At 43.2% G+C, this 22,161-nt stretch carries 22 protein-coding genes and 1 other RNA gene; 7 read left to right on the top strand and 16 right to left on the bottom strand.

Translation table 11 applies throughout. The annotated features are described in order from the left end of the window. Positions 1-8: 8 nt before the first annotated feature. Complete coding sequence (locus C1S74_RS05830) at positions 9-1,787, bottom strand: restriction endonuclease subunit S (protein ID WP_045403638.1); 1,779 nt, start codon at positions 1,785-1,787, stop codon at positions 9-11. Further along, positions 1,787-3,265 carry an N-6 DNA methylase gene (locus C1S74_RS05835; protein ID WP_045403585.1) on the bottom strand — a complete coding sequence of 493 codons (1,479 nt, stop codon included), beginning with the start codon at positions 3,263-3,265 and terminating at the stop codon, positions 1,787-1,789. Before C1S74_RS05835 ends, C1S74_RS05830 begins: the two co-directional genes overlap by 1 nt. A gap of 149 nt (positions 3,266-3,414) precedes the next feature. On the opposite strand from C1S74_RS05835, the gene C1S74_RS05840 reads away from it, so the two are divergent. Further along, positions 3,415-3,810 (top strand): hypothetical protein, encoded by a 396-nt coding sequence (locus C1S74_RS05840; protein ID WP_045403582.1) that lies wholly within the window; start codon positions 3,415-3,417, stop codon positions 3,808-3,810. 173 nt (positions 3,811-3,983) lie between these two features. On the opposite strand, the gene C1S74_RS05850 is transcribed toward C1S74_RS05840, so the two are convergent. After that, positions 3,984-4,133: a hypothetical protein gene (locus tag C1S74_RS05850; RefSeq protein WP_096030954.1), complete on the bottom strand. Its 150-nt coding sequence runs from the start codon at positions 4,131-4,133 to the stop codon at positions 3,984-3,986. A gap of 76 nt (positions 4,134-4,209) precedes the next feature. On the opposite strand from C1S74_RS05850, the gene C1S74_RS05855 reads away from it, so the two are divergent. Further along, positions 4,210-4,560: a hypothetical protein gene (locus C1S74_RS05855; protein WP_045403580.1), complete on the top strand. Its 351-nt coding sequence runs from the start codon at positions 4,210-4,212 to the stop codon at positions 4,558-4,560. On the opposite strand, the gene C1S74_RS05860 is transcribed toward C1S74_RS05855, so the two are convergent. The 4 genes from C1S74_RS05860 to C1S74_RS05875 all read right to left on the bottom strand — a co-directional run bounded on the left by C1S74_RS05860 (position 4,557) and on the right by C1S74_RS05875 (position 9,847). Continuing rightward, complete coding sequence (locus tag C1S74_RS05860; protein WP_052437325.1) at positions 4,557-5,345, bottom strand: DUF6998 domain-containing protein; 789 nt, start codon at positions 5,343-5,345, stop codon at positions 4,557-4,559. The two genes, C1S74_RS05855 and C1S74_RS05860, sit on opposite strands and share 4 nt — an antisense overlap. Positions 5,346-5,357: 12 nt before the next feature. Then, positions 5,358-7,799 (bottom strand): EcoAI/FtnUII family type I restriction enzme subunit R, encoded by a 2,442-nt coding sequence (gene hsdR, locus C1S74_RS05865; RefSeq protein WP_045403577.1) that lies wholly within the window; start codon positions 7,797-7,799, stop codon positions 5,358-5,360. Between the two features lie 123 nt (positions 7,800-7,922). Further along, positions 7,923-9,308: a DEAD/DEAH box helicase gene (locus C1S74_RS05870; protein WP_045403574.1), complete on the bottom strand. Its 1,386-nt coding sequence runs from the start codon at positions 9,306-9,308 to the stop codon at positions 7,923-7,925. Continuing rightward, complete coding sequence (locus tag C1S74_RS05875) at positions 9,302-9,847, bottom strand: hypothetical protein (protein ID WP_045403573.1); 546 nt, start codon at positions 9,845-9,847, stop codon at positions 9,302-9,304. The genes C1S74_RS05870 and C1S74_RS05875 overlap by 7 nt, the downstream gene beginning before the upstream one ends. Before the next feature lie 101 nt (positions 9,848-9,948). Between C1S74_RS05875 and C1S74_RS05880 the strand changes: the two genes are divergently transcribed. Beyond that, entirely contained in the window at positions 9,949-10,257 is a 309-nt protein-coding gene (locus C1S74_RS05880; protein ID WP_045403570.1) for a helix-turn-helix domain-containing protein, read from the top strand. Positions 10,258-10,260: 3 nt separating this feature from the next. Here the strand turns inward: C1S74_RS05880 and C1S74_RS05885 are convergent, their stop codons facing one another. The 6 genes from C1S74_RS05885 to C1S74_RS05910 form a co-directional block, all read right to left on the bottom strand. Then, on the bottom strand, positions 10,261-11,355 hold the full coding sequence (locus tag C1S74_RS05885) for a TniB family NTP-binding protein (RefSeq protein WP_181137093.1): 1,095 nt from the start codon (positions 11,353-11,355) through the stop codon (positions 10,261-10,263). Further along, the gene (locus C1S74_RS05890; RefSeq protein WP_045403567.1) at positions 11,324-13,189 is read right to left on the bottom strand and encodes a Mu transposase C-terminal domain-containing protein; all 1,866 of its coding nucleotides are present in this window, start codon (positions 13,187-13,189) and stop codon (positions 11,324-11,326) included. Before C1S74_RS05890 ends, C1S74_RS05885 begins: the two co-directional genes overlap by 32 nt. Positions 13,190-13,191: 2 nt before the next feature. Further along, positions 13,192-13,815: a TnsA endonuclease N-terminal domain-containing protein gene (locus tag C1S74_RS05895; protein ID WP_045403563.1), complete on the bottom strand. Its 624-nt coding sequence runs from the start codon at positions 13,813-13,815 to the stop codon at positions 13,192-13,194. A gap of 139 nt (positions 13,816-13,954) precedes the next feature. After that, positions 13,955-14,051: signal recognition particle sRNA small type (ffs, locus tag C1S74_RS05900), an RNA gene on the bottom strand. A 136-nt stretch (positions 14,052-14,187) separates the two neighbouring features. Then, positions 14,188-16,191, bottom strand: coding sequence for a GGDEF domain-containing protein (locus C1S74_RS05905; protein WP_045403560.1), 2,004 nt, complete (start codon positions 16,189-16,191; stop codon positions 14,188-14,190). Between the two features lie 172 nt (positions 16,192-16,363). Further along, positions 16,364-17,107, bottom strand: a complete 744-nt coding sequence (locus tag C1S74_RS05910) for a VP0952 family biofilm-associated protein (RefSeq protein ID WP_045403557.1) — start codon at positions 17,105-17,107, stop codon at positions 16,364-16,366. A gap of 273 nt (positions 17,108-17,380) precedes the next feature. On the opposite strand from C1S74_RS05910, the gene C1S74_RS05915 reads away from it, so the two are divergent. Continuing rightward, positions 17,381-17,683 carry a DNA base-flipping protein gene (locus C1S74_RS05915; protein WP_038876030.1) on the top strand — a complete coding sequence of 101 codons (303 nt, stop codon included), beginning with the start codon at positions 17,381-17,383 and terminating at the stop codon, positions 17,681-17,683. Between the two features lie 37 nt (positions 17,684-17,720). Here the strand turns inward: C1S74_RS05915 and C1S74_RS05920 are convergent, their stop codons facing one another. Then, on the bottom strand, positions 17,721-18,155 hold the full coding sequence (locus C1S74_RS05920) for a YbaY family lipoprotein (RefSeq protein WP_038875861.1): 435 nt from the start codon (positions 18,153-18,155) through the stop codon (positions 17,721-17,723). Positions 18,156-18,322: 167 nt separating this feature from the next. On the opposite strand from C1S74_RS05920, the gene tesB reads away from it, so the two are divergent. Further along, entirely contained in the window at positions 18,323-19,183 is an 861-nt protein-coding gene (gene tesB, locus C1S74_RS05925; RefSeq protein ID WP_045403554.1) for an acyl-CoA thioesterase II, read from the top strand. Between the two features lie 78 nt (positions 19,184-19,261). On the opposite strand, the gene C1S74_RS05930 is transcribed toward tesB, so the two are convergent. Continuing rightward, complete coding sequence (locus C1S74_RS05930) at positions 19,262-19,729, bottom strand: Lrp/AsnC family transcriptional regulator (protein WP_039978205.1); 468 nt, start codon at positions 19,727-19,729, stop codon at positions 19,262-19,264. 145 nt (positions 19,730-19,874) lie between these two features. Between C1S74_RS05930 and C1S74_RS05935 the strand changes: the two genes are divergently transcribed. Beyond that, positions 19,875-20,969: a PLP-dependent cysteine synthase family protein gene (locus C1S74_RS05935; RefSeq protein WP_045403551.1), complete on the top strand. Its 1,095-nt coding sequence runs from the start codon at positions 19,875-19,877 to the stop codon at positions 20,967-20,969. A 71-nt stretch (positions 20,970-21,040) separates the two neighbouring features. Here the strand turns inward: C1S74_RS05935 and C1S74_RS05940 are convergent, their stop codons facing one another. Then, the gene (locus C1S74_RS05940; protein ID WP_005431642.1) at positions 21,041-21,358 is read right to left on the bottom strand and encodes a DUF1244 domain-containing protein; all 318 of its coding nucleotides are present in this window, start codon (positions 21,356-21,358) and stop codon (positions 21,041-21,043) included. A 202-nt stretch (positions 21,359-21,560) separates the two neighbouring features. Here C1S74_RS05940 and C1S74_RS05945 point away from each other — a divergent pair, with 202 nt between their 5' ends. Further along, entirely contained in the window at positions 21,561-22,136 is a 576-nt protein-coding gene (locus C1S74_RS05945) for a porin family protein (RefSeq protein WP_038866614.1), read from the top strand. The last annotated feature ends 25 nt before the right edge of the window (positions 22,137-22,161 follow it).

Raw genomic sequence — 22,161 nt, forward strand, 5'->3', positions numbered from 1 at the left:
AACCACGATTACACCGCCTGCTCAACAATAGCGTCAGTGAGGTGAAGTTGAGTTGTTTGAGAGTCTTTTAAGCGAACTTTAAGGGCATCGCACACGGAAAACAGCTCATCAACTTTTGTTATAATTCGATTTTGTTCCTCTAAAGGAGGAAGAGGGGTCGGATAGCCTTTGATAACATTAACGTTGACCCTTGGAGCTGCTCCACCAGTTGTATTATGTCGAGCTATTTCATTAACCAGAGGAGAATTTAGAACCAGTTCCAGAAACCTTGAAGTAATTAACCGTGAAGGACGAATAACTATCATTCTTTGTCCCAAGCAAAGTTCAACACCTGAAGGTACTCTGCACGCAACACCAAGTATTCCCCCTTCACGGCTATATAAAACATCATCACTTTCGGGTTTAAGTCTTTCTATTCTCTTCAGATATGTATCAGAGCTAACGTAACGGCTGGTAGATAAATCTAATGAGAATGGCGCCATTTGTGTAGTCCTAACACAAATTTCACCATTATCCGTCCATTTAGGCGTTGAGTGCGGACAATCAACAACCGCTAATACGATTTCTGCTAATGGATGAACAGTCCAGTTGCTTGGAAGTGCAAGTTTCTCTGAAAAGAATTCGAATGTATTTAGGTCAACTTTCCCAGTGTTCTTAGCTAAAGATGATATTGTCCTCTGCTTTTTAACAACAGTAACTAAATCATTTGGTTGCAGCTCATCGTTTGGATCTTGTGGGACAAGCTTACCCATTACCGCCAGTTGCAAGATGGTTTGTTTCAGTTGGTCGATGCTCTCTTCTGTAGTGAACAGGGTATCGAAGTGCTCCGCAACCATTTGCCAGTTTTGCATTAACTCTTCAGCGTTTGCAGAGTTGGTGAGCGTGTCTAACAGCGTTGTCACCAACACTTGATGTGCCGCAATGCTGGCTTCGGTTTGTTGCTCTAGTTGGTCGCAGAGTGTCATTAGTTCATCGACTTTTGCGACAATGCGGTGTTGATGAGTCATTGGGGGGACAATTGTAACTAACTCACTTAAATCACCTAAAGACACATTTGGCATTGCACCACCTCTAGCTTTATCCCTTGTTTTTTTTGAAACAAAAGATCCAAGCTGAAGTAGTAAAAACTTCGGTGTAAAAACGGTTGAAGTGCCTTTAATAATAGCTAAAGCTTGATTGGTATTTGCTGGCAAATCAGACTTTTTAACTAAACATGTTTTCCCAATAGTACCTGCAATCGAGAAAAGAATATCCCCTTCATCTAAGCTAGATCGGGCTAATGCATCATTAGTTTCATATGAGATATATTGGCTAATCGCACTATTAGTGATGCTTTCTCTATCAATATTTTCAACTTTTACAAAGTTTACCCCTGACGAAGTAAAGTCATAACCTACAGATGTAGGCGTAGTACCTTTTGTAATAACATAGGATAGGTTCGCTAGTTGAGAAAACGCCCACCCATCGGGCAATTCAAATGGACAATCTTCTTTCGTCAAAGATGGTAACTTCTTCAGTTTCTTAATCTTCTTATCTTTCACCAACTGCGCTTTCTCGTTCGCAATTCGTTCTAGTAAAACAGAAGCAGGGTCATCCGTTGGATCTTGTGGTACTAGCTTACCGCGCACCGCCAATTCTAAAATCAGCTCACGCAGTTTCTTAACGCCATACAGCTCTAGCTTTTTGCTGCTGCCACGCCCTGTGGTTGCTTTGGTTTTTACTGTTGAAGTCCAAGTATCGATATTGTCTGTAATCAATTGATTGATAGGTGCTTGGTCAAGGCTCATCATTCACCCTCACCTACAGATGATTTCAGTGCATCACCAAGAATGCCTTTCAGCTTGTTACGCAGCTCTGTAATCTCTTGTTGCTGCTGTTGATAGCCTTCTAGTAACTCTTGCGGATCATGACTTACCACTTCTTCTTGATATGGATTCTTAATATCTAGGTTGAAATTGCGCTCGATGATCTCTTCAATCGAGACTTTCCATGCGTGGTTGTTCTCTACACGGCTTGCAAAACCGTCTTCTTCATTGCCCCACCAATCAATCTCTTGTTGGAACTCTTCAAACTTCATTGGTTTGGTTTTGCTGTAGTTCTTCACACCTTCTGGGTATGGGTGCTCGTAGAACCATACTTCTTTTGTTGGCTTACCTTTGGTAAAGAACAGAATATTGGTTTTGATACCTGTGTATGGGTTAAACACGCCATTCGGTAAGCGAACGATAGTGTGCAGGTTACACTCTTCAGTCAGCATTTTTTTGATTTTGGTTTTAACGCCTTCACCAAATAAGGTGCCATCTGGCAATACCACGCCTGCTCGACCGTTGTTTTCATCAAGCACTTCAATAATAAGCTGTAAGAACAGGTCAGCAGTTTCACGAGTTTGCATCTCTGCAGGAAAGTTTTTCTCGATTCCATCTTCTTCTGTACCACCAAACGGAGGGTTGGTCGCAATCACATTGATGTTACTGTCCCAACTTGAAAGCGGCTTGTTCAGCGTATTACCGTGTTTGATTTGCACTGGAACTTCAATACCGTGCAGCATCATGTTGGTGATACACAGTAGATGCGGAAGCTGTTTCTTCTCTACACCGTGGATTTGCTTTTGCAGCGTTTGATGGTCAGCCGCCGTTTTCACGTAGTTGTTTTTAACGTGATCGAATGAACAAGCAAGGAAGCCACCCGTACCCGTTGCTGGGTCCATAATAGATTCGCCAAGCTTCGGATCTAAGCGGTCTACAATAAAACGAGTTACCGCGCGAGGGGTGTAGAATTCACCTGCATTGCCTGCGCTTTGGAGGTCTTTCAGGATTTGCTCGTAGATATCCCCAAACAAGTGACGTTCATCAGAGTCGGTAAAGTCAATTTCATTAAGCTTGTTGATGACTTGGCGTAGCAACGTACCGTTCTTCATGTAGTTGAACGCGTCGCTGAACGCTTCTTTTACCACAAAGCCACGCGGGTTCTTATCTACCGGCGCCGTCATGTTCTTTAGATGAAAAAACAGGTCATCGTTTACAAATTCCAGCAGTTTGTCGCCCGTAATACCTTCTGCATCTTCTGCCCAATTACGCCACAGATATTTTTCATCAATCGGTGTTTTGTAGTCATCCATTTCCAGCTCTAGCTCTTCTTCCTGAGCATCGAATACTTTTAGGAATAAAAGCCATGACATTTGACCAAGGCGTTGAGCATCACCATCAACACCTGCGTCTTTACGCATAATGTCTTGAATGGATTTAATTACAGAACTGATAGACATATTTTACTACTTTAGCTAACTGAAAATTGGGGCGAATTATAGCAGAACATCGCTCGAAAAAATCGATTTATGTCTATGAATGTAGGCGTATAATCACGCTAGAATTATAGATTCAATAAATACTTATAAGTCAATCATGTTAGTTGCTAATGAAAATAGAATGCCCCCATTGCCAAGCCGATAATGACATCGAGTTTGCTGAGAATATCTCCTGTAAAGAGTGCGAGAAGAGTTTTAAAGGCTTTAGCTTTAGTAAGCGAAGATGGGTATCAGCAAGTACCACATTGCTTATTGGTGCTTTTGGTGGTTACCAAGTGAATAATGCTTTCGATGAAGAACGCTATCCTCTGGAAGTGGAGTACGCGATCATAGATACCTGCGTGAATTCTTCCCAAAATATGGTCGATGTAAGCTGGTATGAAAACAAGCGAGATACTTGTTTATGTGCGATGAGTAAAACTGAAAAAGCCATCCCGTATTCGGAATATAAAGCTGACAACAAGCCGTTTATCGCAGCATTCATCCACAACTCTAAAAGCTGTTGAGTAAATAAACGAAAAAGAGGCGCTAGTGCGCCTCTGGGTATGTACAGCTATTTGTTTTTAGGGGTATTTCCTCGACCACCGCTCGATGGTTTGCCCGTCGTGCTTGGGTAATTTGGATTCGGCTTAGCACCACCTTTTGGTGTACTTGAAGCTGGTTTATTCATGATGAACTCCTATTTCCCTTGTTTTTGGTTGTGAGCAGCCGCGCGTTGAGCTCGGCCAGCAAAGTCACCTTTAGGAACTTGCCCACCATTTTGTTTTGCGGCATTACCTTGGATGCGAGCAGCGGCTTCTGGTGTCATTGGTGTTTTATTTTTAGACATGTTGTTTTCCTTTTTAACGTTTATTTGAGGTGTCTTCGCTAAGACAAAATCAGACTATCAACACCAGTGGGGACATATGGGGACAAAGCAACAACAAATTCAAAATGCACTCAATACGCTTGGTTGGAGCCATGCAAAATTTGCCGATGTACTTTATGAAGAGCTTTATGGCAGCGATGACTTTAAAGAAACAGATCATCAAGAAATCAATAAATTAGCACAAAAGCTTAAAAAACAACTTCAGCGTTCATCGACAAATGAAGCGATACTCGACCGGTACCTTCGTACACTCTCAGAACACCCAGACTATCAGGCGCTCAATTTAGGAATGATTCAGCCACAGTACGTGCCTCATCATTGTCTTGATGAGAATATGATGGCTCAATTGCGGGAAGTATCCATAGAGCTGGATGAGGAACAAACTTAAATTTCGGTAGCAACTACCTGAGCTGAAGAGAGCGCACGAGCTTTAGATATATCAAGCTCATATGCTTTGAGGTTGTCGTAGTATCTAGCATGAGATATGGCCAACTGAATGTTTCCGAAATAGACTTCATCGAGGCGCCCATTGGCATATTGAATCACCATAAGATCATCAACCTTATCAAGCGTCTTTTCTGAAATACGAACAAAGCCACTCTTCTGAGCTGTCGTTTTGACACTAATTCGTCTTCCATCTTGCGCCAAAACATCGAAACCATGTTGATTCACAACGTGAGAGATGGTGCCGTTCACTGTGAGAGCACAATAAAACTCTCCCAAACGACCAATCAGATGCCTTGCCTCAGTCGGCTTTACACCTAATTGCTCGACCTCGAACTTGATCAGTTCTAAGTACTTATCATGCAGATCTTTTACATTTTCTAGACTTAGGCCACCTGAAGCACTACTTACCTCGGTGTAAGACTCCGACAACCAAGGCTTACATGATGCGCACTCTTGGGAGAACTGCCCGGAGCTTTCGCCCTCAGCACGAGTCCAAGCCCTTAGAGAGTCAATTGTTGGTGCGCATATTTTGATATAGTCCCTAGAGGTAAACGCCCCATCACCTTGCCAGCTCTGTCTGGTTGTGACGTGTCGACAGGACGCTTTATGTAGGACGCGATACGCTTTACGTTTGGTACGAGTTGTATTGACAACAAACCCAGTTTCATTGAGCTCTACCCACTTCAAATACTCAGCATCATTATCGATAAATACTTTGTAATCCATCACAAATATCCACTATGCAGAGCGATAGATAGCTTCTTCTAGCTCCTTAACGGCGGCAAGATATTTAGGTTTACCACCAAAGCCTTTCTTGATGATTTCAATCGGTCGACCCATTTCATCGAAAGGTTTTACTTTCAATACATGAATATTTTCAATCTCTTGAACGCCTTCATCCGCGTACTTATCCAGTAGATTATTCAGTACCTGCTGTGCTGTTTCACCGTACTTAGTGAAGTAGTTGCGCTTTTTCACGTTCTCCGCTCGCTCTTTTCGAGTCAATGGCGGTTGGTCATATACAACGTGACAAATCATATCAAATGGGTCCATGTCTTTGCCCACTTCTTGCTCCAACGCTTCCCATATAATGCCGAGCTCAGCAAGTTCATCAATAATGGCTTGCTTGCGATCTGCATCATTCCATTTCTTGGTGAAATCATCCATTGACGCAAACTGCGTTGCCATTGCTTTGCGGGTATAGTCTTTAAATGATTCCGTTACCAATTTACCGTCACTGTCATAGTACTGGACACGCTCCGCGACCTTAGTTACCGAAACACCAGACACATAAAACTTGCGCACTTCTTCTTGAATCGGTTCATCTCCACCTTCAGAGGTGTTACCTCCATCCGTTGGGGTATCTGTTGGCGTCGTCGGTTTAGAAATTGTAGTGGGGTCTATATCATCCTCGAAAGACGAGTCATCTGCCCCTTTATCACCTGTACCATCGACAATATCGTTGAGATCATCTGGGTTTTCAAAATCTTCTGGTTTAGTAACTTTTACCCTTTCTGGTGTACCGTCAAAACGTTCATCTGCAAAGAGTTCTGTCGCCTTTTTGAAGTCAAGAATAGAGAACCACAGCTTACCAAATCGGTCATCAATACGCGTGCCCCGACCAATGATCTGCTTGAATTTGGTCATGGATTTGATCGTCGAATCAAGTACAACCAATTTACATGTCTTTGCGTCGACCCCCGTCGTCATCAATTCAGATGTTGTTGCAATCACCGGATATGCTTTTTTCGGGTTAATGAAGTTATCAAGCTGAGCTTTGCCGATTTCATCATCCCCTGTAATCTTCATTACGTATTTTTCGTTTTTCGCCATTTGCTCTGGGTTGCAGTTAGCAATGGCACGTCGCATACGCTCTGCATGGTCGACGTCGTTACAAAATACGATGGTTTTCGCCATCGGATCTGTACGTTTTAAATATTTAGTAATGGTTTGAGCAACTAATGCTGTTCGCTCATCTATCACCATTGTTCGGTCGAAATCTTTTTGGTTGTAGATGCGATCAGTGATGGTTTCCCCATGCTTGTCTTTCTGACCTTTGGTTGGACGCCAACCTTGTAAGTCTACATCGAGATCGACACGAACCACTTTGTAAGGAGCGAGGAATCCATCTTCGATCCCTTGCTTTAGAGAATAGGTATAAGCAGGCTCACCAAAATATTCAATATTAGAAACTTCGTCTGTTTCTTTTGGCGTAGCAGTCAAACCAATTTGAGTAGCGGAACTAAAATATTCCAGAATTTCTCGCCAAGCGCTGTCTTCAGACGCACTACCGCGATGACACTCGTCAACAACAATTAAGTCAAAGAAGTCAGGGCTCACGTTCTTAAAGATTTTCTTCTGCTCTTCCTGCCCCGTCATCGCTTGGTAGAGACCTAGGTGAATTTCAAAAGCAGGATCGATATTGCGGTTTCCAATTTTGGTCATGGCAGTACCAAATGGCTGGAAATCGTTGTTCTTCGTTTGGTCAACTAAGATATTGCGATCTGCCAAAAACAAAATGCGCTTTTTCGCACCGGACTTCCATAAACGCCAAATGATCTGAAATGCTGTGTAGGTTTTCCCCGTGCCCGTTGCCATCACCAGCAACACTCTGTTCTTTCCTTCAGAGACAGCTTCAATGGTTTTGTTAATCGCATTTAATTGGTAGTAACGCGGAGATTTACCGCTTCCATCATCGTAGTAAGCTTGTGTAATTAGCGGCAGTTGCTCGTCTGAGTAACCTTTCCATTGGCAGTATTTTTCCCACAACATTTGAGGGGATGGGAAGTCTTCGAGTCTGATTTCTGTTTCTAGTTGCGCAGGGTTCGTTTTGTCATGAAATACAAACCCATCACCATTACTAGCAAACACAAACGGAACATCCAGTAGTGACGCATAATCCAAGCCTTGCTGCATTCCCTTACCAATTTCGTGCTTGTTCGCTTTCGCTTCCACTACAGCAAGCGGCATACTTGGTTTGTGATACAGCACAATATCAGCAGACTTCACTTTCTTACGTGCGGCAATCTGACCACGAACCACAACTTTACCGTCACGCAGTTTTACTTCTTGGCGGATTTGGTTCATGTCATCCCAGCCATTTTCTTTAATAGCGGGAAGAATGAACTTGGAGATGATGTCGGCTTCAGACAGCTGAGACTTGGAGAACTTTTCGACCATACGACTTTGATTCCATACTGAATTGCGACGGATTATATAACAAAGTTCATATGGGTGAAGAATAAGAACGCAACAATAGTATGGTTAATGGGTAATCCGATCACAAATTGTAGGCTTGGGAGATTAAACATAGTCAAAAGCCGCTATCACTCGCTCTCGAAAGGCCCCTAACTTGATACGTTCTGATTCTTCAAAGGCTAAAAAATCACTATTCGTACTTTCAATAAAAGTACCTGTAGCCCACTCAAGTTTTCGAAAATCGTTTTTTCGTGATTCATACGTTGTGCCAGCCTCTTCCGAAGATGAGTTTGCACAACGTGGAATTACTGAGTTTTCAATACCAACAAACATACAAGACTCTGGGATATCTTCTTCTACACGTTCTGCGAACTTGACCAAGCTTTCTTCAGCAAAGGTATATAACCATGCTTCTTGGTTAGGTGAGTCATTAACTCTCAATATTCTCCCAAGGACTTGTCTAAAATAGAGTTCCGTTTTGACCGAACTCATATGGCAACAAACCTGCAGCCGAGGGATATCCGTTCCTTCACTTATCATTCCAACACTAACTATCCATTGAACATTCGAGTGACGAAAAGACTCAATTTCATTCAACGGATTATCATGATGATAAGTCACGATGCATGCCGATTGATTAAAGTGTTCAACAAGCCGCGTTTGAATATCTTTCGCGTGCTTGATAGAAGCAGCCACCACCAACCCGCCTGCGTTTGGCGAAATTTCCCTGATCTGCGCTAGCTTTTTACAGGCACTATTCAAGATGTAATCCATTGCCTCTTCATTGTGAATTACGCTTTGATAAGAAACATCGGATTCTTTAAGGCATTCCAAAATGGAAGCAAAATTCTGATTACTATTACCAATCTGGATACTCAAATGCTCGTTGTCTATCAAGGCAATTTTAGGTTGGCGACATACACCATCAAAAACTGCCTGTTGCAAGCCGTATTGATAATCGCAAACAAGCATGCCTTCTGGATCAGAATACTCAGCCATAACAATCGGTAAACGGTCAGAGCGCCAAGGAGTACCCGATAGAGCCAGAGTATAACGAGCAAAGCTTTGTATTTTTGACACAATCTCTAGCCCCCATGAATTTGACCGCCCCTCATAATCAAACGAGCAGTGGTGGATCTCATCAAATACGACTAATACCCGATATTTACTAACGGTGCTCCAGAAGTTTTCATCTAAAAAACGGATGGATTGATAGGTGTAAGAGCCCCCAAGAGACCCCAAGCCTCCATTAAAGGAACATTCCAATTTCCATGAAAAGGTGTTTTTCATCCCTTCGGCAACCGAAAGCGACGGTGAAAAACAGAGAACTAAGTCAATCATACCTTCTTGAAAAAGACGCTTAGCAACCTCTGCTGCCATGACCGTTTTACCCGCACCAGGAGTGGCTTGACAGAAAAAATGTGGGCGTCGATTTGATGAAAACTTATTGATAGCCTGATCTACGCACTCAGCTTGCCATGTTCTCAACATCTTTGGGCATTACCTTGCACCACTTGCATCCAGTTCGTTAGTGCATTAATTCTGCCCAATAGCTTAGCTGAGCGCTCTCTTGCCGAATTAAATAGTGGTTGTATCTCTTGCTTGTTGTTTGGAAAGCGCACTAGTAACGATTGATACTCTTCTATTTCCCCCAGAGTAATCGCTAGCTCACCTTCATGTTGTTTTTTCTCTTGCTCCAGTGTATTTAGGGAAGAATCGAGAATTTGACCAGACACTGATTCCTTAGTGGCCTTTCTTTTGCAGGGCGTTCTCGGCTCGATTATGAGTGCTTTGAAGTCGTTAGTTTGATGGTAGCGCTTGTCCCTGCGAGTCCCAGTGACAGAAAGCCAGCCTTTCTCCTCAAATGATAAAAGTTGCTTGTAAACATACTTTCGAGCGTCGTCCCTACTCGAAAAGGCTGAAGTACCGTTTAACAAGGCATCCCTAGCATCTATAACAGAGAAGTCATCCATCCCTTTTTCAATCAATAGGTTAAACATATCAGGGTTAATTCTGGTTACTTTCTTCATGTGACTCTTGCACGCAATAAAAACTTAGGATTGCTAAGTATACAAAAATCAGTAAAACTTAGACAATCTAAGTTATCTAAAGGTTGAAAAGAAATGTGTAAGTGCAGAAAGACAACCCAATCCCAGCGAGGCTCAAAGCTGCGCGTAAAAAAGCCAAGATCACCCAAAAAGATTTAGGGGTGAAAATTGGTATGGAACCAAGTTCTGCTAGTGGGCGAATGAACCATTATGAGAAAGGTAGACACGTACCAGATATTGGTACACTCGAACGTATGGCTGAAGAGTTAGATGTTCCCTTGAACTACTTTTTCTGTAGGAACGAGTTGAGCGCTGAATTGGCGTGTGCCATTGATAAGATGACTGATGAAGAGAAGGCAGCGTTGCTGACGAATCTAAAGAGCGAGGGTTAATAGTTAAGCTTTAAGTCCATTTTTGGTCAATAACATGCTCAGCGGAATTGCATCCGTAAATCGTGGAGCAAGTATCTTATCTTCCAAAGCAATGGCATTTACGTTGTAAGACGATCCAGAGTCAATTTGATGAAAACAAAGATCCTCTACAGGACAATTGAAGGGATTATCCAAATAGGGAAACTTAAATGAAAACGTACGCGACAATAACGCTTTATCTATCGTATCGACGTTCTCATTGAAACTCATAAGTAGTGCATCTTTCAAGAAGTGCTTCAACGCTCGGCACTCCCCTCGGCACATAACGAACAAAGGAAATAACACTTCGTTTTTTGTAAGCAATGGCGGCTCATCAAAGCCCATTCTCGCACTCAAGCCCGCGACAAATTTGGCAAAATGTTTTTTTTGCTCCAAGTCAAAGCCATAAGGTCCCGATCCACTCAAATGGCTGTTAGCTTTCAACAGCTTAAAATAATGAATCTTTCGTCTCCAACTTAATCGTGAATTCCATTGTGGCTCTGTCGCTATGACATCAGCATATGGCATACCGACCAACACAAACGAGACTTTTGCTTCTTCACTTATATATTTGAACGTATTAGCAATAGCTTGCCTTTCTTCTGCTGTAGAAAATTCCACAAGCTCTTGAATTTCATTGACGATAATCAGCTCAACAGATTTACGTTTAAGTTGTGTTACGACAGCCTCACCAAGGGCAATTTCATTAAGTCGACGGGTACCTCTTCCGCCGGACTTTCCATTTAAATCGACTAAAAACTGCGTAAGCGTACTCTGTTCATTTATACGACTCGGCACTCTGGTGCTAAGAACAGGTTGTTTGCTCCAAGTTGAACTCGCCGGAAAGCGTGATAAGTAGTTGTTAATCAGCGCGGTCTTTCCACTGCCGGTCTCACCTGTTAACAAGAAAGACTCAGGTTCACCACCAAGAGAGTGGTTAAAACGAAGTTGATCGAAAATAGAGTAGATTTCAGCAATTGCAGGGTATTCAATAAAGCAGGTTTCAAAGGATCTTAGCTGTTCAAACTGCCTAGATGTTAAGTTCAAATTAATACCCCTCAATATCTTCAAAATCATCATCAGATAACCGCTCTGAGACATCGAACACTACAGTGGTTTCTTGTTTAACTGGAGTCGTATTGATTGAGCTTGGCCCCTCTGACCCCACATCATTAAACTTTGCTAATTTCGAAGTGTTACCCGTTTTAGGCAAGCTAGACTTATTACTTTTTGCACTGTGGAGCCTATCGGTTTCTTCCTGAATACGTTTTTTCAGATATAGGAATGTATCCGCCAGTCCTTCATCATCAGCAAGCTGCTTAGTATTGAGCCTGCGTACTTTTTGTATTCGCTCATGTTCAAAAAGCGACAGCCCTTTTGTATATCCGCTGTTGTCTACCGCTGGAACTTTTATGTACCTCTTTTCCGATTCTAGATAAACATGAATATAGCTGATATCAGAAGGGTCTGTTTTGGTCTTAACAAACAGCTTTTTGCCATTGTTGGACGCCCAATATTTACGGTACTCAATAAGTTCTGAGGACTGATAGCGTAGGTTATGAAGCCTGATCCCTGCCACTCCAATGGTTCTGTGTCTAAGCAAACCTAGCTCAACTCTCAACTGCTCCTTCTCAGCACCACTGTAGTAAGAGGGAGTCCATTCCGATTGATTCCACTTGTGGTATGGAATGTCACGTTCTCTTGAATCAGGTGCCATATGGTAATAGTCGACAATCCACTTATGAAGTAGCTCAAGAAACACGGAAACTCTAACCACCGCATCCTTTTTAGGATTGTAATCTTGAAGTTGAGTAGGATTGGTGAATGTTTTTCCAGGGAGTGCGTTCACTAACCCTTTGTTCATCTGATCAAACAGCTTTTCTATCCCAGACTTTCGCCAAGGCTTAGCTGCTTGACTATATTGGATGTCAGACACTAGAGGCCGTAAAGAATCTTCCAAGCTTTGACTCCAAAATTCGGCACCATTATCGACAACTAAACAGTCAATCTTACCGTGGCAAGGCCATTCATTATCAATACATGGATATCTTTGCTTTACCCAACTCTTATCTAGTAGCGAGTTCAATAGTGCCTTCCTGACAGAGTCAAAACTAGGCTCTCTAAAGTTGATACTGCACCCTACGATACATTTACTGAAGCGGTCATATAGCATCGTCAGGTAGGGTCGCCCTAAAGGAATATCTAGCTCGTCATCAATCAAAATCACTGGAACTGGGGTGTGGTCAATTTCGACATATTCCATAGGTTTGGTCGCAGCGACTTGCTGACCAACCGAGCGAAACTCTCGGTCTGCGTATCGTTTGCCAAACCTTGCGATCGCTACCTCATAAGGAGGTAGGTCGTGTATTCGATTATAAAAAGCACGCTCTGAAATTGGCTTGATTTTTCCCTCGACAATCCCACGATTTATTTGAATCACACGACTCTTATAATATCGGTATGCATCTGCGACACTTAGCCGCTCACGTGTCAGGTATACGTTCTGAATTGCCTCGTCAATCAAGGATTGCGAATCCATTTCTTTTTGGCGGTTGCCCTTAAACGCATGCTTCGGAATAAGTGCACATGGGTCTTTACCCGCTTCAAAGTAGGACTTTTTCCATGTTGCTAAAGTTCGCCAACTCGGGGGAGTGAGCTGCAATTCCGATTCCACGAGACTTAAGATAGGGTTCAAGTTTTTCTCGATCCATCCACCTTTTAAACGCTTCTCCACGAAAGCGATGATTTTGATACGACGGATGACTTCTTGTTGTATCCTTTCCGGCTGACTGTCTAGGGTCGATAAGATTTCAACGGGCTCTTGAAATAGCTCTATTGGAAGCGATTGAGACTCTCCCTGTGAGACTTCAAACTCATCAAAGAACCCAAATATGTTATTGGAGTCCGATGACATAGTTAACACCAAACGTAGGTTTCGAGACCAAAGTTAATGCCGTTTAGGTCTGTTTTAACTTGTCCCGAAGAGATCCAAGGTAGAGTAGAGATAAGTGTGTCCTGCTCCGATAAACCGAAATACAAAGACACCTCTTGTAACTTCACCATTTGTTTACATTGAATAAACGCCAACACTAACTTTTGAAACTCAGTCACGGTTCGCAATCCAGAGTAACGGTGTAGTAGCTTGAAGTTATCTAAAGTTGGTCCCACTCTAATTTGCTTCTCAGTAACTAAGACTAAGCGTCTGTTAAAGTCATTCAATGCAACTCGTTGTTTCTCTTTAAATCGGTCCCTGAAGTCAGGTTTGAGAATCTGGCTAGAGTGTTTTACTTCGAAGAAAGTTGAATGGTCATCGTGATCTGTCGCCAAAAAGTCGGGGGTATATCGGCACTTTCGATTATTGAATTGATAGTGGAAGCCAAAAGGTTGGGAGGTGAAGCTTTTGATGTCTGCGTTGTATTCAAGGTGAAAACAGAAATCAAACTCTAAAATGGACAGAGTGCGAACGACAGCATCATTCTTCAAGCTCATGAACTTACAGATGTTGTGCACGTGGGATGACTTTTTGGTTTGGTCGAACATAGCAAAATGACTTTTGTTGTAAACCTACAACAAAAAATAGACTATGAAGACTTATGGTGCAAATATGAAGACTTATGATGCAGAAATGAAGAAAGCCTGCAATTTATGCGAACATATATTGCAGGCTTCATAAAGGGTGGGACCCCAGCCACATCCCGGCACACAAGTCACCCGCTGCGGCTGCTTCCTTCCGGACCTGACCGAGTTCACGAGCTATTGTTGCGAGAGGACCAGGGCCCCATAATTCTGTTTTGAGAGCGTGTCTCAAATGATGTGAGGATTATTCAGTATCGCCTCTCAGATTGCAAGGGCTAAAGCGACGAATTTAACCATTTCACTTCTGTTTGCACAAAACTCGGTCAATTCAGCCTATTAGGCCCCCGCCGGACAGGAATTTCCGTCACAACAATCACGCGACGCCTGCTTACTGGAGTACATGTTCTCATCAGCCAAATGCATGGCTTGCTCCAGACTCACGCTACGCTCACGTTTAGCTGAAACCCCGACAGAGATAGTCACTTCACTCAGTCCATTTAAAGCCTCATCTTTGACATCCAACTGACTGAGCTCCTCCATTGCTCTTTGCAATTGAACTTCGGTTGGGTATCCAAGCAAAATAAATTCATCCCCTCCGATTCGGTAGCTCCTACCCGCCCACACTCGATGTACTTTGAGAGACAGCAATTGCAGTACGCGATCACCAGCTCGGTGTCCGTAGGTATCGTTGATTTGCTTAAACTGATTAATGTCTAAATAAAGAATCGCTAAGTCTTTTGGTACACCTTGGCGGTACTTCACATGCAGAGCGCGACGATTTCTCAATCCGGTTAAGTTATCGGTATTAGACTGACGATATAAATACAATGTCACCCCAAGTACAAACACCAACACAAAGATAAACACTGCTTGAGTTTGTGTGGCCAAACGTACTTCGTATTCCAATGCAGTTCGCCAATCTGGCCTTAAATCGTATTGCGCGACAATTTTTTCAAGATCGAGCATAGAAATCGCGCGACTGAAATACGGCGCAAGAATTGCTCCGCGCTCGTTCGCCGCCAGCCCAACCGACAGCTCTGATTGGTAGAATTCACCAATCGCATCATCTTGCTCAATGGGGATAAGTTCGCTCAAGCGTAAGAAGTGGTTGAGCATCGCGGTATCCATTGCGATGTAATCAATCTCTCTTGCTAGCAGTGCTTCGAGCATCGCTTGCTGTGAATCAAAACGATTAAGCTCTTTTAACGGCAGCATTTGCGTCAAAATTTGATCGAAGAAATCGTCTTTCACTACGCCAATACGTTCGGAGATCAGCTGAGAGACATGAGAATAAACGTTGGGTTTGTAGCCAAGACGCTTAACCATCACGGACGTCGGAGAGTAATGAGGCTGCGGGAAATAACTGAATGCTCGTCTTTCTCGGCTGATCGTCAAAGGAGCAAGCATATCAAACTCACCCCGAATAAATTGATGATACATGGATTCCCAACTTTCACTTGGCTGACCAACAATCACGCAATTCAGATCCAGAATATCGCAGCTCTTAAGCACAACATCTGCCGTCATCCCCTCTACCGAGCCATCCTCGTTATAGACAACGTAGGGAAAAATAGACTCCAGTTTGATCCTAAACGGCTCATTTAAATCGATAGGAAGCTGTTTTAACGACTCTCGTAACGCGGTCTGACGCAACTCAAATTGGTACAGTGCTACTTGCTCTCGTAACAGCTTTTGCACCGATTCGCTATGAATGAAATCAGCAAAGCGATCAAGCTCGTCCAGATGGGTACCTTTCGCACTTACAATTGATACAGGCTTTATTGATATGTGATCGTTGAGCAGTTTGGCATCAAAGCCTTCAAGCAGCATAGGCTTGAGTTGGTTGATGGCATCAACAACGCCATCAACTCGATTTGCTCGTAGCAGCGTCAACGCTTCTTCATACCCTTGATAGGGAACCTGAATGACTTCGGGATAGTTTTGTTTGATCAGGTCTTGATAAATAGTGTCTTGGGGAACACCAACAACAGCGGTGTCTTTTAAACTAGTATCACTCACCCCATAGAGGTAAGTGTATTCAATATTGGTCGGACGCGAATAGCTAAACCGCGCTGCTCTCTCATCGGTGTAGGTAATGTTGGCGGCGAAATCACTTTCACCTGTCGCTACCGAATCAAGAATGGCATCGAAACTGGAGTAGTTTACGTATTGGATCGAGACATCAAAGTTTTCTGCTACTGCATCAAACAGGACTCGAGTAACGACATCATCCGCTTCTGTCGCAACTTTATAATAAGAGGGTGTTACAGGCTCTGCTTTGAGACTCAGGCTCAGTAAAAAACAAGCAAAAACCAACAGCCTTTGAACAACTTTAACCATGACTAACGTTTCTAAAATGCCTCTATATCCATAGAGATTAAGATTGAATTTTTATTTTTAAATACACAATAAATATGAAAGGCCGAACATATAACATCCGGCCTATTATTTCATAATCAGATCAGGAGTCTGCCGCACGGGTCACTATTTAGTCAGCGCGCTTACAACTATTTTATAACTCGGCCTGCTCATCACTACTACGTAAGATGTAGTCTGTCATCCATGCTGTACCAAGTAAGCATATCCAAACCACGAAAACAGGGTTTGGCACTTCAATATTCGGACTGACTACCAAAGCGGCAAAACCTACTGTCGGTAACGTCCAACACAGTAATTTACCCCAGCGTATTGAATTTTTAATCTTAGTCAGCGCTTCCATGGACGCTAAAATACCTGTGATACCTAATGCCAAAAGTACCGCATAAGGTAGGCCAGCTATCCACAATGGCAGCAACAATAACAACGACCACCAGCTGTGTTTTTCGGAAGGTCTCCAACTTCTCGCGGCCCACCACATCACCACAACGGACAGAGTCTGCAAAACAGTAAGCCATGGTGAACCATCTAACTTACCTGCTTGCTGCGTTACCATAATGCCAACTTGAAGTGTCAATACGATCAAACCTGCGGTGAGCAACACGCCCAATGAGCTGCGTCGAGAAAAAACCACCATGAGCAACGGAAACAGCACTAAGGTACCAATGGATAAAGCGATCGGCTGCATAGACAACGTAACACCATAGACAGTCATCGCACCCAGTAACACTAGGCCAGCGAAGCCCCCTTGCGGCAAGATCCACAGTGCAGGAATCATCAAAGCAATAACAGGAATGTCACCCTCACTTAAACTAATGGCACGCGCGCACACCACAGCAAGTATAGTCGTAACAAGAAATTGAAGTGTCGAAAAAATCATAGCGCCTCCTGGCTTCCCCAACCAACTTGGTAATTCAACGGCCAACCTCTTTCGGTTATAACGTCATTGAACGGGTCTAGATTCAAGCTAAGCTTGAGCTTATTTTTGCATTGCTAACCTACTCTTTGAGATCAATGTACAGCTCAGAAAAAAAGGGAACGTAAACGGTGTTATTTTGTGAGCAGTAAGTGATGTTAAGGAGCAAGAACTGATAGCGAAATACAAGTCTTGTGTATTACCATTCCTTGGTAAACAACAATGGACACTGTCAGTATGGACCAATTTTTAATGCAAATCTTTGCTGTAATTCACCAAATTCCCACAGGGCGAGTGTCGACCTACGGTGAAATTGCCAAAATGGCAGGCTATCCGGGCTATGCAAGGCACGTCGGTAAAGCGCTGGGTAACCTACCAGAAGGCAGCAAATTACCTTGGTTCCGAGTCATTAATAGCCAAGGAAAGATTTCGTTAAAAGGCCGAGATCTTGAACGACAAAAGAGCAAGCTAGAGGCAGAAGGCATCGAAGTGTCTGAAGTCGGAAAAGTATCCCTTAGAAAATATAAATGGCAGCCTTAAGCTGCCATTTTTTATTCGTTTTGTTTGAAGGTAGCGATTAACGCGTACCAACAAGGCGAATGTTCGCTTCGTGCGTTTGTTCTGCATCCGTGATAACTGGAATGCTAGTATCATTAATAAAGCGCAGCTTACCATCAACTTCGATACGAGCACGTAGGCTATAACGATGGTTAGGTTTAATATCGTTGCTGTTGTAGCTCAGTTCAAACGCTAGAGGCACTTGTTTACCTTCTGTTTCGAACGTTTGTTTCGCTAGAACTTTCGCAGGAGCATCCGCTAAAGAAACATCTTCAAGTGCTACCGTTACTACTGCGTGTGGAGGCAGTGCAATACGCTCGCGGTAAGCCACTGTACCTGTAATTGTCTTCATAGACGCCTCAGCCGATTCCATTTCTGTTGTTTGAGAAGTTTGGCAACCCACTAGTGCAGCACCGAATAGTAAAGAAGTAACAAGTAGTAGTGTTTTTTTCATAGTTTCCTCAACGGGTGTATCGATTCGCGCTAAGTATAGAGGGAGAATATTAAACTGTCTGCGTTAAATGGATTCATTTGACAATAGTTTGACTAAGTTAGAAATTACCAAACAGTTGATTTTGTTTCATAATTGAAGCAGTAATAAAAACAAGGTGAGGAGACATCATGAGTAAACCATTAAGAGAATTGCTCAGCCTACTACAACTCGAAAAACTAGAAGAAGGCTTGTTCCGTGGTCAAAGCGAGAACCTAGGTTTACCTCAAGTTTATGGTGGTCAGGTTATTGGACAAGCGTTATCCGCAGCACGTTACACCGTAGAAGAAGCCCGTACGGTGCATTCATTCCACAGCTATTTCCTTTATCCAGGCGATCCAGAAAAACCAATCATCTACGATGTTGAAAACCTGCGCGATGGCCGCAGCTTTAGTACTCGTCGAGTGAAAGCGATTCAAAATGGTCGCCCTATTTTCTACCTTACGGCCTCTTACCATGGGGATACACCTGGGTTTGACCATCAAAACGCGATGCCCGACATTCCGGGGCCAGAGAACTTTCCATCCGAATCGGAACTCGCAAGCCATATTGCTGAGTTTTTGCCAGAAAGACTGCGTAAAACATTCTGTGGAGAGAAGTCGATAGAGACTCGCCCAGTGAACATCGTCAATCCTCTCAAGCCTAAAAAGACAGAACCGAAGCAGTATCTATGGATTCGTGCTAACGGTGAGATGCCAGACAACCAGCTCATTCATCAATATCTATTGGCTTATGCTTCTGATTGGGGCTTTTTAACCACAGCACTGCACCCGCATGAAGTATCGCTGATGACGCAAAACTTCCAAGTGGCGACCATCGACCACTCAATCTGGTTCCACCGCCCTTTTAAGATGGACGAATGGTTGCTATACGCTATTGAAAGTCCAACCGCGAGCAATACGCGCGGTTTGGTTCGCGGTGAGATCTACAACCAACAAGGCCACCTTGTTGCTACCGCAGTTCAAGAAGGCGTAATGCGTTATACCAAGTAGCTTGTTGTAAATTGCAACGAAAGAAGGAGTGCCGAAGCGCTCCTTCCTAATATTCCCAATTACCTTAAATCAGATCACTTAACCGCCGTAAATAGGCAACTCCGTCGTGTACTTTATCGGTTCCATTGCAAAAGTTGATGTCACGTTCGACAAACCTTTTACGCTGTTGACGAGCCGCTTGTAAAACTCGTCAAAACACTTCATGTCTTTAACCAATACCTTCATCATATAGTCGTATTCACCCGCCATACGATAAAACTCCATCACTTCAGGGAAATCACTCACGGTGGTAACAAAATGGTGATACCAATCTTCAGAGTGATCACTGGTCTTTAATTGGACAAAAGCGATGAATGACAAATCAAGTTTTTCTGCATTCAGCAACGCGACTCGCTTTTCTATGTAACCTTCATCTTCTAGCTTCTTCATCCGCTTCCAACAAGGTGTTGTGGTTAAATTCACCCGCTCAGCTAAGTCGTTCAAAGACAAGGTGCCATCGGTTTGAAGTAAAGAAAGTAACGTTTTGTCGATTTTATCTAAGCTCATTCCTATAAAAACCTTACAAAGTAGAATTTTTTTCTATCATTAGTGAATATCAAAACAATAATAGCAAAGTTTTTCTCTACATTTATAGGTAGATTATTCCTATAGACAAAAACAACTACCCTACAAAATTCCGAGGAGACACGTTATGTGTACTGACCACAACTGGATCAACAACGCAGTGCGTAAGATTGAAGCTGATTTCCAACGCTCAGCAGACACTCATCTTTTCAAACTTGATCTTCCTTCTCTTGAAGGCATCGACATTTATTTGAAAGATGAAAGCACGCACCCTACAGGTTCATTAAAGCACCGTTTAGCGCGTTCGCTATTCCTTTATGCAATTTGTAACGGCTGGGTTGGTCCAGAAACCACGGTGATTGAAGCATCATCAGGCAGTACAGCGGTTTCTGAAGCTTATTTCGCGCGTCTCCTTGGTTTGCCATTTATTGCGGTAATGCCAAAAACCACAGCACGTAAGAAAATTGAACAAATCGAATTCTACGGCGGCAAAGCGCACCTTGTTGACCGTTCAGACCAAATTTATGATGAATCTCGTCGCTTAGCAAAAGAGCTAAACGGTCACTATATGGACCAATTTACCTATGCTGAACGTGCAACGGACTGGCGTGGTAACAACAACATCGCGAACTCTATCTTTAGCCAAATGGAGCTAGAAGATCACCCAATCCCTAGCTGGGTGGTGATGAGCCCAGGCACTGGCGGTACTTCTGCCACTATCGGCCGCTTTATCCGTTACCAAAAATACGACACAAAACTGTGTGTTGTTGACCCTGAGAACTCAGTATTCTTTGACTACTTCCAGTCTGGTAATGCCGATATCAAAGGTGAAAACGGTAGCAAAATCGAAGGTATCGGCCGTCCACGTGTTGAGCCGAGCTTCATTGCTGGCGTCGTAGACGAAATGCGTAAAATCCCTGATGCAGCAAGCGTGGCGACAGCACATTGGCTATCAGGTCTGATTGGTCGTAAAGTTGGCGCATCAACAGGTACCAACCTGTACGGCGTGTTACAGCTTGCATGTGAGATGAAAAAGCGTGGTGAAAACGGCTCTATCGTTACTTTGCTTTGTGACTCTGGAGAACGCTACCTAGATACTTACTACAATGCTGATTGGGTAAAAGAGAACATCGGTGATATCCAACCGTATCTTGCTCAACTTGAGATTATTCAAGCAGAAGGCTGTGTGGAACCCGCATGTTGCGGCCCAATCACTGAGTGATTTTCGCTGAGAATAAAGAAACAGCCCGCTGAAATGAGCGGGCTGTTTTGTATCTGCTTAAATGGTGTCTATTACTTTTTCTGACGCGCTTCAAATGCCGCCAACTGTTCTGGTGTCGCTTTTGGCTGGTGGTTTTGTTTCCACTCATCGTAAGTCATACCATAAACGCGCTCACGAGCATCATCGATGTCGATATCCACACCAAGATCTTCCGCTTCTGCCTTGTACCATTTGCTGAAACAGTTACGACAGAAACCAGCAAGTATCATAAGGTCGATGTTTTGCACGTCTTTGTTTGCATCTAAATGTGCAAGAAGACGACGAAATGTTGCCGCGTCCAGCTTGTCTTGTTCTTCTTGAGTTAGATTTTTGTATTTGAATTCAGCCACTTTACTTTCCTTTTATTTATCTCACAGCTCATAGCAGAGAAATGAGCGAGTTTGATCTGCTTAAAACTTGCGCCATCACAACAAATTTTCGCTCAACATCGCATACTCACCCAAAAGACTGATATGATAAATGCCACTTATCTTATTGATTAAATTAATACTAATTCTAAAAACAGTTCTTCACAAAGGTTATCGCCAAGTTATGAAAAACGCCATTCTAATATTATCGGCACTGACCCTGAGTCTGCCAACTTTCGCAGCTCAAGAGCAAACTCACCAATCCTACTTATACCTAGGCACAGGTAATGTTGGTTTTGACACTCCGAATTTTGGTTCTGATCGCGACAGTGGCTGGTCGACACCTCACATTACGGTTGGCTGGGGTTACCATGTAAACCAATACCTCGCATTTGAAGGGGTACTGCGTTATTCACAAAATGAACTTAAGAATGATGCTCTAAAAACTGACTTAGACCTTCACTATTACCAAGCAGGTATGTCTGCTGTTGTAACGAGTGATAACTTAGGCGATACGCCACTGTCACTATTTGGCCGCGTAACCGCGCTTGGCACTCAAGCTGAAATGTATGTTCCAAACGAACAAAAAGTCACAGACGATTCTGGTGCACTATTCAACATTGGTGCAGGTGTCCATTGGGATATGAGTAAAGATATTTGGCTACGTGCAGAATACATCTACAACGTTGCAGACATGGGCTTTGATGACTTCTACGACAGCTATGAAGGCGTGCAAGTGAGCTTGGGTAAACGCTTCTAATCGAACGCTCCAAGCTGGTTTTAAA

Source organism: Vibrio hyugaensis (assembly GCF_002906655.1).
Taxonomy (GTDB): Bacteria; Pseudomonadota; Gammaproteobacteria; order Enterobacterales; family Vibrionaceae; genus Vibrio; species Vibrio hyugaensis.

Bases quoted from the DNA above. Each gene is read 5' to 3' on its own strand.
- hsdR (WP_045403577.1), bottom strand. From the start codon at position 7,799: ATGGTCGAAAAGTTCTCCAAGTCTCAGCTGTCTGAAGCCGACATCATC.
- C1S74_RS05935 (WP_045403551.1), top strand. From the start codon at position 19,875: ATGTGTACTGACCACAACTGGATCAACAACGCAGTGCGTAAGATTGAA.
- C1S74_RS05830 (WP_045403638.1), bottom strand. From the start codon at position 1,787: ATGAGCCTTGACCAAGCACCTATCAATCAATTGATTACAGACAATATC.
- C1S74_RS05840 (WP_045403582.1), top strand. From the start codon at position 3,415: ATGAAAATAGAATGCCCCCATTGCCAAGCCGATAATGACATCGAGTTT.
- C1S74_RS05930 (WP_039978205.1), bottom strand. From the start codon at position 19,729: ATGAGCTTAGATAAAATCGACAAAACGTTACTTTCTTTACTTCAAACC.
- C1S74_RS05905 (WP_045403560.1), bottom strand. From the start codon at position 16,191: ATGGTTAAAGTTGTTCAAAGGCTGTTGGTTTTTGCTTGTTTTTTACTG.
- C1S74_RS05895 (WP_045403563.1), bottom strand. From the start codon at position 13,815: ATGTTCGACCAAACCAAAAAGTCATCCCACGTGCACAACATCTGTAAG.
- C1S74_RS05870 (WP_045403574.1), bottom strand. From the start codon at position 9,308: ATGTTGAGAACATGGCAAGCTGAGTGCGTAGATCAGGCTATCAATAAG.
- C1S74_RS05875 (WP_045403573.1), bottom strand. From the start codon at position 9,847: ATGAAGAAAGTAACCAGAATTAACCCTGATATGTTTAACCTATTGATT.
- C1S74_RS05885 (WP_181137093.1), bottom strand. From the start codon at position 11,355: ATGATGATTTTGAAGATATTGAGGGGTATTAATTTGAACTTAACATCT.
- C1S74_RS05890 (WP_045403567.1), bottom strand. From the start codon at position 13,189: ATGTCATCGGACTCCAATAACATATTTGGGTTCTTTGATGAGTTTGAA.
- C1S74_RS05835 (WP_045403585.1), bottom strand. From the start codon at position 3,265: ATGTCTATCAGTTCTGTAATTAAATCCATTCAAGACATTATGCGTAAA.
- C1S74_RS05915 (WP_038876030.1), top strand. From the start codon at position 17,381: ATGGACCAATTTTTAATGCAAATCTTTGCTGTAATTCACCAAATTCCC.
- C1S74_RS05920 (WP_038875861.1), bottom strand. From the start codon at position 18,155: ATGAAAAAAACACTACTACTTGTTACTTCTTTACTATTCGGTGCTGCA.
- tesB (WP_045403554.1), top strand. From the start codon at position 18,323: ATGAGTAAACCATTAAGAGAATTGCTCAGCCTACTACAACTCGAAAAA.
- C1S74_RS05945 (WP_038866614.1), top strand. From the start codon at position 21,561: ATGAAAAACGCCATTCTAATATTATCGGCACTGACCCTGAGTCTGCCA.
- C1S74_RS05860 (WP_052437325.1), bottom strand. From the start codon at position 5,345: ATGGATTACAAAGTATTTATCGATAATGATGCTGAGTATTTGAAGTGG.
- C1S74_RS05910 (WP_045403557.1), bottom strand. From the start codon at position 17,107: ATGATTTTTTCGACACTTCAATTTCTTGTTACGACTATACTTGCTGTG.
- C1S74_RS05855 (WP_045403580.1), top strand. From the start codon at position 4,210: ATGGGGACAAAGCAACAACAAATTCAAAATGCACTCAATACGCTTGGT.
- C1S74_RS05850 (WP_096030954.1), bottom strand. From the start codon at position 4,133: ATGTCTAAAAATAAAACACCAATGACACCAGAAGCCGCTGCTCGCATC.